Origin of the sequence: Variovorax atrisoli 110B (assembly GCF_000382045.1) — a bacterium.
Classification (GTDB): Bacteria; Pseudomonadota; Gammaproteobacteria; order Burkholderiales; family Burkholderiaceae_C; genus Variovorax; species Variovorax atrisoli.
In genome coordinates this window covers 20,245-33,120 of record NZ_KB907467.1, presented here as the reverse complement: position 1 = coordinate 33,120, position 12,876 = coordinate 20,245, and the positions used below count along the sequence as shown (strand labels likewise).

13 protein-coding genes are annotated in these 12,876 nt (G+C 68.4%); 5 read left to right on the top strand and 8 right to left on the bottom strand.

Annotated elements, in window-relative coordinates:
• Positions 1 to 119: 119 nt before the first annotated feature.
• Positions 120 to 1,109, bottom strand: coding sequence for a Bug family tripartite tricarboxylate transporter substrate binding protein (locus G369_RS0131425; protein ID WP_019658051.1), 990 nt, complete (start codon positions 1,107 to 1,109; stop codon positions 120 to 122).
• 145 nt (positions 1,110 to 1,254) lie between these two features.
• On the opposite strand from G369_RS0131425, the gene G369_RS0131420 reads away from it, so the two are divergent.
• From G369_RS0131420 to G369_RS0131405, 4 genes are all read left to right on the top strand, one after another.
• Positions 1,255 to 1,812, top strand: coding sequence for a VOC family protein (locus G369_RS0131420; RefSeq protein WP_019658050.1), 558 nt, complete (start codon positions 1,255 to 1,257; stop codon positions 1,810 to 1,812).
• The gene (gene mhpA, locus G369_RS0131415) at positions 1,805 to 3,316 is read left to right on the top strand and encodes a bifunctional 3-(3-hydroxy-phenyl)propionate/3-hydroxycinnamic acid hydroxylase MhpA (protein ID WP_020723395.1); all 1,512 of its coding nucleotides are present in this window, start codon (positions 1,805 to 1,807) and stop codon (positions 3,314 to 3,316) included. The genes G369_RS0131420 and mhpA overlap by 8 nt, the downstream gene beginning before the upstream one ends.
• A gap of 150 nt (positions 3,317 to 3,466) precedes the next feature.
• Entirely contained in the window at positions 3,467 to 4,315 is an 849-nt protein-coding gene (locus tag G369_RS0131410) for a fumarylacetoacetate hydrolase family protein (protein WP_019658048.1), read from the top strand.
• A gap of 13 nt (positions 4,316 to 4,328) precedes the next feature.
• Entirely contained in the window at positions 4,329 to 4,706 is a 378-nt protein-coding gene (locus G369_RS0131405; protein WP_019658047.1) for a nuclear transport factor 2 family protein, read from the top strand.
• Between the two features lie 75 nt (positions 4,707 to 4,781).
• On the opposite strand, the gene G369_RS0131400 is transcribed toward G369_RS0131405, so the two are convergent.
• From G369_RS0131400 to G369_RS0131375, 6 genes are read right to left on the bottom strand one after another with little or no spacing between them, the layout of a single operon-like run.
• The gene (locus tag G369_RS0131400) at positions 4,782 to 5,795 is read right to left on the bottom strand and encodes a nitrilase (RefSeq protein WP_019658046.1); all 1,014 of its coding nucleotides are present in this window, start codon (positions 5,793 to 5,795) and stop codon (positions 4,782 to 4,784) included.
• Positions 5,796 to 5,839: 44 nt separating this feature from the next.
• Positions 5,840 to 6,841: a branched-chain amino acid ABC transporter permease gene (locus tag G369_RS0131395; protein WP_019658045.1), complete on the bottom strand. Its 1,002-nt coding sequence runs from the start codon at positions 6,839 to 6,841 to the stop codon at positions 5,840 to 5,842.
• Entirely contained in the window at positions 6,838 to 7,704 is an 867-nt protein-coding gene (locus tag G369_RS0131390) for a branched-chain amino acid ABC transporter permease (protein WP_019658044.1), read from the bottom strand. Before G369_RS0131390 ends, G369_RS0131395 begins: the two co-directional genes overlap by 4 nt.
• A gap of 1 nt (position 7,705) precedes the next feature.
• Positions 7,706 to 8,398 carry an ABC transporter ATP-binding protein gene (locus tag G369_RS0131385; RefSeq protein WP_019658043.1) on the bottom strand — a complete coding sequence of 231 codons (693 nt, stop codon included), beginning with the start codon at positions 8,396 to 8,398 and terminating at the stop codon, positions 7,706 to 7,708.
• Complete coding sequence (locus G369_RS0131380; protein ID WP_019658042.1) at positions 8,385 to 9,128, bottom strand: ABC transporter ATP-binding protein; 744 nt, start codon at positions 9,126 to 9,128, stop codon at positions 8,385 to 8,387. Before G369_RS0131380 ends, G369_RS0131385 begins: the two co-directional genes overlap by 14 nt.
• A gap of 9 nt (positions 9,129 to 9,137) precedes the next feature.
• Entirely contained in the window at positions 9,138 to 10,451 is a 1,314-nt protein-coding gene (locus G369_RS0131375) for an ABC transporter substrate-binding protein (protein ID WP_244164409.1), read from the bottom strand.
• 273 nt (positions 10,452 to 10,724) lie between these two features.
• Here G369_RS0131375 and G369_RS0131370 point away from each other — a divergent pair, with 273 nt between their 5' ends.
• Entirely contained in the window at positions 10,725 to 11,729 is a 1,005-nt protein-coding gene (locus G369_RS0131370; protein WP_019658040.1) for an AraC-like ligand-binding domain-containing protein, read from the top strand.
• Here G369_RS0131370 and G369_RS36615 read toward each other — a convergent pair.
• Positions 11,718 to 12,863: an alpha-hydroxy acid oxidase gene (locus G369_RS36615; protein ID WP_019658039.1), complete on the bottom strand. Its 1,146-nt coding sequence runs from the start codon at positions 12,861 to 12,863 to the stop codon at positions 11,718 to 11,720. The genes G369_RS0131370 and G369_RS36615 overlap by 12 nt on opposite strands.
• Between the last annotated feature and the right edge of the window lie 13 nt (positions 12,864 to 12,876).

Sequence of the window (12,876 nt, the reverse complement as noted above, 5' to 3'; positions counted from 1 at the left end):
GTGCGCGGGCGTGGGCCCGCGCCCGCGCTGGTTGCAGTCGTGTCGGTTGACGCGGGCGAAGGCCGCGTCGATCAGCACTTCGTCGCCGCCCGCTCGGCCGAAGCCAGGCCCGCGGTCGCTCAGTCGAGCCTGACGCCTGCGGCGCGGATCACCTTGCCCCACATGGCCCGGTCGGCCTGGATGAAGGCGGCGAATTCGGCCGGCGTGTTGCAGCGCAACTCGCCGCCGTAGTCGCGCCACTTCTTCGCCAGTTCGGGCGACTGGCACACCTTGGCCATCGCGCCGCTGAGCTTCTCCAGGATGGCCGGTGCGGTGCCTGCCGGCGCCAGCAGGCCCTGCCAGGCGATGGGTGTGTACTCGGGCAGGCCCTGCTCCGCGAAGGTGGGCACGCTGGGGAAGCTCGGATGCCGCTCGCGGCCGGTGATGGCCAGCAGCTTGAGCTTGCCTGCCTGCACGTTGGTGGCCGCGGCGGGCAGGCCGTCGAACATCAGCTGGATCTGCCCTGCCAGCAGGTCGGCATACGGGCTGTTGCTGTTGTAGGGCACCAGGTTGGACTTCACGCCGGCCTCCCTGTTGAACCACGCCGCCGACAGGTGCGAATAGCTGCCGATGCCCTGCGTGGCCACGTTGATCGAATCGGGCCTGCTCTTGAGCTGCGCGATCAGCTCGCGCGCGTCCTTCGCCGTCACCGAGGGGGTGGCGATCAGTCCGGTGTTGAGCACGCCCAGCAGGCTGATGGGCGCGAAGTCGCGCTCGGCATTGAAGGGCAGCTTGCCGTAGAGGTGCGGCACCACCGACAGCGAGCTCGTGGTGCCGATGTAGAGCGAATAGCCGTCGTTGGGCGCCTTGGCCGCCACCTCGGTGCCGATGATGTTCGAGGCGCCCGGACGGTTCTCCACGTAGAAGGACTGGCCCAGGATCTTCGTCAGCTCCGCCGCCAGTTCGCGGGCGTTGGCGTCGGGTCCGCTGCCCGCGGGGAAGGGGGCAATGATGCGCACGGGCTTGGTGGGGTAGTCGGGCTGGGCGCTGGCGGCGGTGCCCGACAGCGCCAGCACTGCCGCCAGCGGCAGGGCCGCGGCCGCCGCGGCGAGCTTTTGGATGGGGGTCATGAATGTCTCCGTTTGCGAATGCGGGCAGGCTGCACGCGGGCGGATCATACGAAAAACATGCCAATTATCAAAATAAGATAATTGAGATATTATTTGTTCTTCGAAGCCAGACAAGCTGCGCCCCGTTATCGAAAGACGACAATCCATGCCACCCAACTTCCCCCTCCAGCTGCAGTTCAGCCATATCGGCCTGTATGTGACCGACCTGGACCGCATGGCCGGCTTCTACAAGCGCGCCCTGCGATTCACCCAGACCGACGCGGGCGACCTGGGCCCGGTGCAGCTGGTCTTCCTCAGCCGCGACCCGAGCGAGCACCACCAGCTGGTGCTGGCCACCGGCCGGCCCGCGGACATGGCTTTCAACGTGGTCAACCAGCTGTCCTTCCGGGTGCCCGACCTCGCGACGCTGCGTGCCTTCCATGGCCGGCTGCTGGACGAAGGCGCCACGGACATGCAACCCGTGACGCACGGCAACGCGGTCTCCGTCTACTGCCGCGACCCGGAGGGCAACCGCCTGGAGCTGTTCATGGACACGCCCTGGTACTGCGACCAGCCGCTGCGCGAGCCGATCGACCTGGCCCAGTCCGACGAGGCCATCCTGGCGCGGGCCGAAGCCATTGCGAAGCGCTTCCCCAAGTTCATGAGCCGTGCCGAGTGGCAGGCCGAGGTCGCCCGCCGCATGCAGGAAGACCAGCATGTCTGAGCGGCCGCCCGTGTACGACGTGGCCATCGTGGGCCTGGGGCCTACCGGCGCCACGCTGGCCAATCTGCTGGGGGCGGCCGGCCGCTCGGTGCTGGTGATCGAGAAGGAAGCTGGCATCTTTCCGCTGCCGCGGGCCATCCATTACGACGGCGAGGTGCTGCGCATCTTCCAGGCGGCGGGGCTGCGCGAGCAGGTGCTGGCCATCTCGCGGCCGGGCACGCAGGGCATGCATTTCGTCAACGGCGCGGGGCAGACCCTGCTGATCCGCGGCGGGACCGCGGCACTGGGGCCGCATGGCTGCGCCAACAACTACTACTTCCACCAGCCCGAGCTCGAAGCGGTGCTGCGCGAAGGCCTGGCGCGCTTCCCGCGGGTGGACGTCCGGCTGCGGACCACGCTGAGCGCCATCGAAGCGGACGACGACGGCGCGACGCTTCACTGCCGGGAGGGCGACAGCCACGGCAATGGCGGCCCGGCGTTCGAGGCCCGCGCGCGCTGGGTGGTCGGCTGCGACGGCGCACGCTCGCCGGTGCGCGAGCACATCGGCAGCCCGATGGTCGACCTCGGCCTGCGCCAGCCCTGGCTGGTGTTCGACGTGGTGCTGAACGAGGCGCTCGACCTGCCGCCGCACACGGTGCAGCACTGCGATCCGCGCCGGCCCATGACCTACTGCAACGTGGTGGGCGATCGCCGCCGCTGGGAGATCATGGTGCTGCCCGACGACGACCGCGAGGCGCTGGTGCAGCCCGACAGTCTCTGGAAGCTGGTGGCCCCCTGGGTCAGCCCTGCGCAGGCGCGGCTGGAGCGCGCGGCCATCTACACCTTCCATTCGGTGATCGCCGACGGCTGGCGCCAGGGCCGGCTGTTCCTGGCGGGCGATGCCTGCCACCAGACGCCGCCCTTCCTGGGCCAGGGCATGTGCGCGGGCATCCGCGATGCCTCCAACCTGGCCTGGAAGCTGGACGCGGTGATCGCCGGACGCGCTCCCGAATCACTGCTCGACACCTACGAATCCGAGCGCAAGCCGCACGTGCGCGCACTGATCGAGCTGGCCGTGCGCCTGGGCGGCATCATCCAGACCACCGATCCGGCCGCCGCGGAGGAACGCGACGCGCGCTTCGCCGAGGGCGAACCCGAAGTCTTCGAGCTTCCGCCGCAGCTGCTGGGCCAGGGCGCGTTCGATGCGCAGCAGCAGGACCTGGCCGGCCGCCCCTTCCCCCAGCCGCGCCTGGACGACGGCCGCTTGCTGGACGAACTGCTCGGCCGGCGCAGCGCCGTCATCGGCCGGCGCGAACTGCTGGCGCGCGCGGCGCCCGCCACCGCCGAGCGCTGGGCCCGCAGCGAGGCGCTCGTCATCGACCGGCCCGACGCCCAACTCGACGCGTGGCTGCGCAGCCACGAGGCGCAGGCCGTGATCCTGCGGCCCGACCGCTACATCGTCGGCGTGGCGCGCACGCAGGCCGAGCTCGACCGCATCTCCCGGCACCTGCCGGTGGCGCCATGACGACCCACGCCGCCGTGATCCGCCCGGTCCGTCTTCCTCGCGTTCGATCTTCTGCGCCGAGCGGGCGTCGACCCTGAAAAAAGTCCGCCTGATCGCAGTGCCCGTGTCGGACGGCCTGGCCTCCCACCTTCTCAATCCAAAGGAACCACCATGAAACTCATCAGCTACCAGTACAACGGCCAGGACAGCTACGGCGCTGTCGTGGGCGACCGCGTGGTCGACCTGCGCGAAGTCTTCGGCGCGCAGGCGCCGGACCTCAAGGCCTTCATCGCCGCGGGACTGACCGCCAAGGCGGCGGCGCAGGTCGATGCCGCGCGAGCCACCTTGCCGCTGTCGGAGGTGCGCCTGCTGCCGGTCATTCCCAACCCCGGCAAGATCTTCTGCATCGGCCTGAACTACGGCGAGCACATCCGCGAGACCGGCAAGGAGGTGACCGAGAAGCCCGTGATCTTCCTGCGCGTGGCCGATTCGCAGCTGGCCCATGGCGAGGACATCGTGCGCCCCCGCGTTTCCGAGCGGCTGGACTACGAGGGCGAGATCGCCATCGTCATCGGCAAGGGCGGCCGGCACATCGGCGAAGCCGAATCGTGGTCGCACATCGCCGGCTACAGCTGCTACAACGACGGCAGCGTGCGCGACTGGCAGCTGCACACCTCGCAATGGGCGCCCGGCAAGAACTTCTGGAAGACGGGCGCCTTCGGCCCCTGGATGGTGACGGCCGACGAGATCGCGCCCGACCAGAAGATGACGCTGGTCACACGCCTGAACGGCCAGGAGATGCAGCGCGCCACCACCGACATGATGGTGCACAGCATCCCGCGCCAGATCGCCTACATCTCGGCCTTCGTCCCGCTGGAGCCCGGCGACGTGATCGTCACCGGCACGCCGGGCGGCGTGGGCAACAAGCGCACGCCCCAGGTGTTCATGAAGCCGGGCGACGTGTGCGAGATCGAGGTGGATGCCATCGGCGTGCTGCGCAACGGCATCCGCGACGAATGACGCGCCGCGCCCCTTGAGCGCTGCCGACGAGGAACTGCACGCGCTGGAGGCGCGCCGTCGCGACGCCATGCTGGCCGGCGACGTGCTCGCCCTGGGCGAGCTGCTCGCGCCCGAGCTGCGCTATGTGCACTCCACCGGCACGGTCGATTCGCGCGACAGCCTGCTGCACAAGCTCGCCGCCGGCGCCATCGCCTACCGGGAGCTCGAGCTCGCGCCGCTCACCGTGACGCCGTGCGGCGACGCGCTCATCGTGGCGGGCGAGATGCGGGCACAGGTGCTGCGTGGCGGCGAACTGCGGCAGGTCTGCAGCAGCTACCTGGCCGTCTGGCGGCGCCAGGACCGGCGCTGGCAGCTGGCCGCCTGCCAGGGCACCGCCCTGCCCGCCGGCTGAAACCGCGCAATGGCGTGACGCTTGCTAAGGCCTCTCACGGATCGGCAGCGCGGGGCCTTGCGGCCTGAGATGTTCTCACTCGACCTTCGCTTCGGTCCATTGCGCCCCGTCGGTCACGCCTTCCCCGAAATCGACGCAGGTTCGGCGCGGGTTCCTGTTGACCATGAGGCGCACGACATCGCCGCGCGCGTAGTGGCCCGATGGGTCGTACGCCGCCTTCGCCACGGCGATGTCGGCGAGATCGATGTCGGCGTAGAGCAGGCCTTCCTGGTCCTGCGGCATGTGCGGCACCAGGGGCTGTCCGTCGGGCCCGAAGATCATCGAGTAGCCGCCGCCGGGCTTGCAGCCTTCCGCGTTGAGCAGCGCCACGCGCTCGGGCGTGTCGCACAGCGCGTCGAACATGTCCTGTCCGGTGACCGCGCTCGAGTGGAGCACGTAGCAGCCCCCCTCCAGCGCATAGATCTGGCTGGCGGCCAGGTTGACCTCGTGCCCGAGCGCATAGGCCTTGCCGCGGTACAGCGTGAACGACGGCCAGGACGCCACGTGCACCTGCTCGTGCATGGCGTACATCGCGTACTTCGAAAGCGGCTGGATGTGCTCCGCGCAGCACAGCGCGCCAAGACGGCCGACGCTGGTGTCGACCACCCGGAAGTCGGAACCATCGCCTTCGCCGAACAGGGTGCGCTCCACGTGCGTGGGCTTGAGCTTTCGGCGCTTGAACACCATCTCGCCCTTGTCGCTGATGAGGGCTTGGCTGAGGTACAGTGATCCGCCCTCGATCTCGGAAAAGCCGATCACGACGTTGATGTCCGACTTCTTGGCCGCCGCGGCGATCGCCGCCAGCTCCGGCCCGTCGGCCCGCAGGGAGTTGGCGTGGTACCTGGAGACGAACTGCATCCCCCAGGCCGGCGCGCCGAGCCAGAGCCACCAGGGGTAGCCCGGGATGAACACCTCCGGAAACGCCACGAGCTTCGCACCGTTGGCCCCCGCCTCGGCGATCAGGCCGATGGCTTTTTCCGTCGACGCCTTCGCATCGAGGAACACCGGGGCCGCCTGGACGACGGCGACCTTGAAAGCTGTTTCGGACATCTGGATTTCCTTGACTGTGAGTGAATGGGTGAAGAGGAAGGGGCTCAGCGGCGGGGCATGTCGCGCCGCACGCCGAATGGATTGATGGCCCATCGCCGCGTGACGAGGCTCCAGGCTCCGCCGGGTGCGAACACCATGGTGGCGATGGCGAGCGAGCCGAGGCCGATGAAGTACCACGAGCCGTACGTGGCGAAGGACTCGCGCAGGACGAAGTAGAGGATCGTTCCCAGGATGGGGCCTTCCAGCGTTCCGATGCCGCCGAGCACTGCGATGAAGATGGCCGCGGCGGACCAGTTCAGCGAGAAGGTCGCATCGGGCGTCACCTGCAGCGTGTTCATGTAGGCCACGGCGCCCGCAAGTCCGGTGATGGAGCCCGCGATGGCCCACAGCGCGAGCTTGGCCCGCTGGATCGAAACGCCGGATGCGGCCGCCGCAGCCTCCGAGTCCCTCACGCTCATCAGCGCCAGGCCCAGCTTGCCCCTGAGCATCAGGCGCGCGATGACGAGCGCGCCGACGCCGGTGACCAGCGCGGACCAATAGACACCTGCGTTGCGCGTCCAGCGATCGAAGCTCGCGAGCGCCTCCAGCGGCATGCCGCCCCCCGCGCCCAGCCATTCGTTGTTGAGCGTCAGGATCCGCAGCATCTCCGCGAGAACCCATGTTCCCACCGCGAAATGCGCACCGCTGAGGCGGAACATCGGCAGCGCGCTCAGCAATGCGAAGAGCGCGGTCGCCGCCGTCGCGAGCGGCAGCATGATCCACGGGTTGATTCCCAGCCTGTTGGACAGCGCGAAGAGCGCATAGGCCCCCACGCCGACGAACATCTGGTGCCCCACGACCACCAGGCCGCCGTAGCCCGCGAGCAGGTTCCAGGCCAGCGCCATCGCGAAGACGGTGAAGATCTCCACGAGGAGCCGCTGGGTTGCGAAGCTCGTGAACCACGGCGCCACGGCCAGGGCGCCGAGCACGGCGAGCAGGACCACGCCGACTGCCGCCCTGCCCGCCTTGCGTGGCCTGGCCTCTTCCATCAATGCGAGCGAGTTCATCGCGAACCCTTTCCGAAAAGCCCTTGCGGACGCGCCAGCAGCGCGACCAGGAACACCAGGTGTCCGAAGAACGGGCCGAGGCCCGACGACACCTTGGCACCGAGGAGCTGCGCCACGCCGATGATCAAGCCACCGACGAACGTGCCCCACACATTGCCGAGGCCACCGAGCACGACGGCCTCGAACGAGTACAGCAGGCGCTCGGGCCCCGCCGTGGGCGAGAACGGCGTCCTGATGCCGTACATCACCGACGCCAGCGCGATCACGGCGAGCACGAAGCCGGTGACCAGCGCGAAGAAGTTGCGGTCGTTGACGCCGACCAGCCGCGCGGTGCCGGGGTCGTCCGCCACGGCGCGCGCCTGCCGGCCCAGGTGCGAGTGGCCGATCAGCCAGCTGGTGCCCGCGAAGATCGCCACGCTGATCACCGTCGAGACGAGCGGAAGCAGCCCGATCGACACCCCGCCCAGGTCGAAGCCCTGCAGCGCGAACTCGCCAGCCTGAAGGCTGCGCGTATCGGCCGTGTAGAACTCCTGCAGCACGTTCTGCAGGACGATCGAGAGTCCGAACGTGAGCAGCAGCGGCGAAAGCGCGCCCCTGCCCACCACGCGATTGAGCAACACCCTTTGCAGCCCATAGCCGATGACGAACATCATGGGGACCACGGCGAGCAGCGAGACGAACGGCCCGATGCCCAGGAACTGCATCACCGTGCTGCACAGGTAGGCGCCCAGCACGATCAGGTCGCCATGCGCGATGTTGATCATCTTCATCACGCCGAGGCTCAGGCTGAGGCCGAGCCCGAAGAGTGCATAGAGCGCGCCGAGCATCAGCCCGCCCGCGATGGTTTCGATGAGTGCCTGCATGTCAGATTCCAAAGTAGGCGTGGGCAACTTGCGCGTGGTCCGCATGCTCGGAGCTGCCCTCCAGCACCACGCGCCCTTTCTGGATGCAATAGAAGCGGTCGGACTCGGAGAGCGCGCGCTTCACGTTCTGCTCCACCAGCACGACCGCCAGGCCGTCCCTGCGTGCACGGCCGAGGAGTTCATAGACCTCGTTGACGGCGACCGGAGACAGGCCCAGCGAGATCTCGTCGCACAGCAGGTAGTCGGGATTGCAGACGAGCGCGCGCGAAAGGGCCACGAGCTGCTGCTGGCCGCCGGACAACGCCGTCGCCGGACGGTGCTGGAACGCTTGCATCACCGGGAACTCCTTCATCAGCCGCTCCACGGTCCATGGCCCCTTGCGACCGTTGCGCATCGCCAGCTGGAGGTTCTCGCGGACCGTCAGGCTGGGAAACAGCCGCCGGCCTTCGGGCACCAGTGCAATGCCGCGATCAAGCTGCTTGCGCTCCGGCTCGCCGCCCACGGGCCGGCCGTCGAGCAGGACCCCGTCCGCGCGAGTGCGCACCGAACCGACGATCGATCGAAGCAGCGTCGACTTGCCTGCCCCGTTCGATCCGATCAGGGCGACGGTCTCGCCGGGCCTGACCTCGAACGTGAAGCCGAACAGCGCCTGGAACAGGCCGTAGTACGCATCGAGACGGTCAGTGCGCAGCATGGCCGACCTCCTCGCCGATGTCGGAGCCGAGGTAGGTGTCCCTCACGGTCTGGTCGCCCATGACCGATCCGGGGTCGCCGTCGCAGATGACGGCGCCGCTGGCAAGCACCACGAGACGGTCGGCCGCCGACACCAGGGCGTGCACCAGGTGCTCGATCCAGAGGATGGTGACGCCGCTCTGATGGATCGTGACGATCAGCTGCAGCAGCTGCTGCATCTCGCCGTCGATCAACCCGCCGGCCACCTCGTCGAGCAGCAGCAGGCGCGGCTGCGTGGCGATCGCACGCGCGAGCTCGAGGCGCTTTCGCTGCAGCAGCGTGAGCGTGCCCGCCAGCTTGTCCGCGACGGGCGCGAGGCCGCAGCGCTCGATCGCGTCCACCGCCAGGGCCTGTGCGGCGCTGCGGTTTCCATTGCTGCCGAAGGTCGCCGCGACCAGGGCGTTCTCGTAGGCGGTCATGCCCTCGAACGGCTGCGGAATCTGGAAGGTGCGCCCGATGCCGGCGCGGCAACGCTGCGCCGCATCCAGCGCGGTGACGTCCATGCCGTCGAGGAAGACGCTGCCGCCGTCACAGCGCGTGCTGCCGGAGATGAGCCCGAACATCGTGCTCTTGCCGGCGCCGTTGGGGCCGATCACGCCGATGAAGTCGCCCTCCTCGACGCAAAGCGAGAGCTTCGGGATGATGATCATGTCGCCGTAGCGCTTGGTCGTGTCGCGCAGTTCGAGCAGCATGGCCGTTCCTCAGCCCAGCTTCAGCAGTTCGAACTTGCGCTGCACGGGAATCTCCGGCGCCGTCTTGTTGTTCGTGATGAAGAGCTCGGGCTTGCCGGCCGCGCTCACCCGCCACTGGCCGCCGACGACACGCATCTTGGAGACGTTCTTGATGCCGCTGGACGTGAAGTCGAGCCTGCCGATGATGGTGTCGTGCTTCATCACGCGCACGGCGTCGGCCACCTTGACCGGGTCCTTGGGATTGCCGCTCGCCTTGAGCGCCTGGATGCCCGCTTCGAACAGCGCATGGACGACGCCCATGGGCTGCGTCCACTCGCGCTTCGTGGCGGCGGTGTAGGCATCGGCGAACTGCCTGGCCGTCTGGCCGGTGAGGCTCGACTTGAACGGATAGGCGGGCGTCCACCAGATCTCGGTGGACATGCCGTCGGCGCGCGGGCCGAGCGCTGCGACCCCGCCCGGGAAGAGCAGGGCCTTGGCGACCGTCGCGACCTTCGGCTTGAAGTTCATCTGCGCGGACTGCTTGACGAACGATGCCCACTCGGGCGGGTTGAACAGGCCGGTGACGATCTCGACGTTGTCCTTCTTGAACGCCTGGATGTAGGAGGAGAAATCGTCGGCGCCCACCGGAAACCGGCCGATGTCCACGACCTTGTAGCCCGCCTTGGCGAAGGCGCCGGGCATGCCGAGCTTCATGTCGCCCATGGCGTTGCCCGGCACGTCGTTGCTGAAGACCGATCCGACCGCCTTGTTCGACGGCACGGCCGACCAGATGTCGAGGTACACGTCGGAGATGTCCTCGAGGCCCCAGAAGAAGTGGAATACGCTCTTGAAGCCCTTGGCCGGATCGCCCTTGAGCGGGAACATCCACGCCTGCCACGGGCCGACCGTCGAGATGCAGGGCACGCCGTTCAGCTCGCATTGCTGCGATGCGTTGGGGCCGATCGCCACCTGCGCCAGCATCAGGTCGATGTTCTCCTTGTTGATGAGTTCGGCCGCGATGTTGGACTGCCGGTCGGGGCTGCTCTGGTCGTCGCGCGCCAGGATCTCCACCTTGTATTTCTTGCCGCCGACGGTGAGGCCGTCCGCGAGCGACTTGCGCACCTGGTCGAGGATGAAGTCGTCGGCCTCGGCGAAGGGAGAGAAAGGCCCCGTCTTCGGGCTGATGTAGCCGATCCTGATGGTGTCCTTGTCGGCTGCCCAGACCTTGCCGGCCTGGCCAAGGGCCGCCACCGCGCCGAGCGCCGCCGCGCCGCGAAGCAGCTGGCGGCGGCCGCCGAGGAGGCCGGTGGAGCCGGCGTTGTGCATGTAAGTGAATGTCTTCAAGGTGCGCTCCGTTGCGGTTACAGCCCTCCGCGAAGGCCTGGCCGAACTTTGCGTTTTTCCGGCGCGTGCGACTTTGCTGGCGCGGCCGGAAAAGTTGACTGGAACGGCCCTGCCCAGAGCCCGAAACGCCTGCGCCACCGTGGCGCGACCTAGGGTTTTCTTGGCATCAACCTTGCGTGATTTCGCTCAAACTCCGGGCATCCGGACTCATGCACCGGGCCTGCGCTGCCCGGGCACCGAGCAAGTGCAACGTCAGCCCCAAGGCGGGCCGCCATGTCGACCTCCACCGTCACCTCGACCTCGATCCTCGCTTCCACCGCCGGCCTCCGTCAGCACGACAAGTTCGGCTATTGGCAGGACGTCGTGTGCCGTGCGCTGGTCGATCTGGAGTGCCGGCCGATGAGCGGCATGGCCTTCGAGGCTTCGGTCGAGGGCTCTCGCCTGGAGGGCCTGAGCGTTGCCCGCATCGAAGCTTCGGCGCACCGCGTCGAGCGCCAGCCTTCGGCCATCGCGCGTGCCAGCGAAGAGTCGCTGATCTTCAATTTCGTGCTCTCCGGCGTGGCCATGGCGCAGCAGGACGGAAGAAGCGTGGTGCTGAGGGCGGGAGACGGCGCCGTCTGCGACGCACAGCGGCCCTACTCGCTCAGGTTCGACGACACCTTCAAGATCATCACGATCAAGCTGGCGCGCTCGGCCACCGCGCACCGCGCCGGCAGCATCCATCGCATCACGGCCACGAGCTTCGGCGAATCGAGCCAGATGTGCCCGATCCTTTTCGGCTACCTGGTGAGCTTCAGCAAGCAGGCATCGCTCCTGCCGCCCGCTGCCTCGGAGAAGGTGGTCAGGAACTTCACCGAGCTGCTGGCCGCAGCCCTCGACGAAGTCATCCTGGCCTCACCGCTGCCGCTGTCCGAATACCGCGCAACCGCGTTGATGCGCGTGAGGGACTTCGTGGAGCGCCACCTCGACGTGTGCGAACTCGACACGGCCATGGTGAGCACCGCCTTGAACCTGTCGCCGCGCTACATCAACAAGCTGTTCGAAGCCGAGAGCACATCCCTGACGCGGTACATCTGGCGCCGGCGCCTGGAGCGTGCGGCGGCCGACCTGCAGGATCCGGCGCGTGCCGGCCTCGGCATCTCGGCGATCGCGATGGCGCACGGATTCAACGACCTGAGCCACTTCAGCCGGGCATTCCGGCAACGGTTCGACCTCTCGCCCCGCGCCTACCGCGCCAGCGGCATCGCCTCGGGGGCGTCGACGGCTTCAGCCGCCTGAAGCGTTGACCGCCAACCGGCGCGCGGGCAGATCGCGCACCGTGGTGGCGCCGAGCAGGGTCATGTTGCGCACCAGCTCGTCGGCCAGGATCTTGAGCACGGCCGCTGCGCCCTGCTGCCCGCCCACCGCCAGGCCGTAGAGCGTGGGCCGACCCACGAACACTGCCGTGGCGCCCAGGGCCAGGGCCTTCGCGACGTCGCCGCCGCGCCGAATCCCGCCGTCCATGAACACGGGGATGCGCCCGGCGACCGCACCCGCGACGCGCGGCAGCGCGGAGATCGCCGAGGGCGACGCATCGTTCTGGCGGCCGCCATGGTTCGACACGATCAGGCCGTCGATGCTGTGGTCGAGCGCCATGCGTGCATCGTCCGGATGGAGCACGCCCTTGAGAAGCAGCGGCCCCTTCCACATTCCACGAAGCCACGCCAGCGATTCCCAGACGAGCGACCGGTCCATGGCGCGCGCCAGCAAGGCCGCCTGCATGCTGGTCGAACCCGCGCCGCTGCCGGAGGGCGTCAGGTTGGCGAAATCCGGCGCGCCGCGAGGTGCCATCCGAAGCGACCACCGGGGGTGGCTCACCAGGTCCCAGGCCAGGCGAGGTGTCGGCCGGAATGGCATGCGAAATCCGTTGCGCAGGTCGAGCTCGCGGTTGCCGCTGACGGGAACGTCCACCGTCAGCACCAGCGCCTGGTAGCCGTCCGCCCGGGCCCGCTCGACGATCTGGCCCGCCATCTCGCGGTGCATGACGTAAAGCTGCATCCACTGCACGCCGTCTGGCGCGGCCGCGCGCACATCCTCCAGCCGCATGTTGGAAGCAGTCGACAGTGAAAAGGGAATGCCCGCATCGGCAGCCGCGACCGCCAGCAGCCGGTCGCCCTCCGGCCGGACCAGGCCGTTGAGCCCCGTCGGCGCAATGCCGATGGGCAGCGCCCATTTCCGGCCGAAGACCTCGACGGATGTGTCGACCTGCGTGGTGTCGCGCAGCACGCGCGGCGTGAGTTCGATGGCCGACAGATCGCCCGCGTTTCGACGCATGCAATGGCCATCGTCGGCAGAGCCCTCGATGTAGTCATGGACGAATCGCGGCAGTACCGCGCGGGCTGCGCGCCGATAGTCTTCGATGTTCAACAGCATGGGATTCGATTGC

Excerpts from the sequence above, each read along its gene's own strand:
- G369_RS36615 (WP_019658039.1), bottom strand. The coding sequence starts at position 12,863 with ATGCTGTTGAACATCGAAGACTATCGGCGCGCAGCCCGCGCGGTACTG.
- G369_RS0131380 (WP_019658042.1), bottom strand. The coding sequence starts at position 9,128 with ATGCTGCTCGAACTGCGCGACACGACCAAGCGCTACGGCGACATGATC.
- mhpA (WP_020723395.1), top strand. The coding sequence starts at position 1,805 with ATGTCTGAGCGGCCGCCCGTGTACGACGTGGCCATCGTGGGCCTGGGG.
- G369_RS0131395 (WP_019658045.1), bottom strand. The coding sequence starts at position 6,841 with ATGAACTCGCTCGCATTGATGGAAGAGGCCAGGCCACGCAAGGCGGGC.
- G369_RS0131390 (WP_019658044.1), bottom strand. The coding sequence starts at position 7,704 with ATGCAGGCACTCATCGAAACCATCGCGGGCGGGCTGATGCTCGGCGCG.
- G369_RS0131370 (WP_019658040.1), top strand. The coding sequence starts at position 10,725 with ATGTCGACCTCCACCGTCACCTCGACCTCGATCCTCGCTTCCACCGCC.
- G369_RS0131410 (WP_019658048.1), top strand. The coding sequence starts at position 3,467 with ATGAAACTCATCAGCTACCAGTACAACGGCCAGGACAGCTACGGCGCT.
- G369_RS0131425 (WP_019658051.1), bottom strand. The coding sequence starts at position 1,109 with ATGACCCCCATCCAAAAGCTCGCCGCGGCGGCCGCGGCCCTGCCGCTG.
- G369_RS0131385 (WP_019658043.1), bottom strand. The coding sequence starts at position 8,398 with ATGCTGCGCACTGACCGTCTCGATGCGTACTACGGCCTGTTCCAGGCG.
- G369_RS0131400 (WP_019658046.1), bottom strand. The coding sequence starts at position 5,795 with ATGTCCGAAACAGCTTTCAAGGTCGCCGTCGTCCAGGCGGCCCCGGTG.
- G369_RS0131420 (WP_019658050.1), top strand. The coding sequence starts at position 1,255 with ATGCCACCCAACTTCCCCCTCCAGCTGCAGTTCAGCCATATCGGCCTG.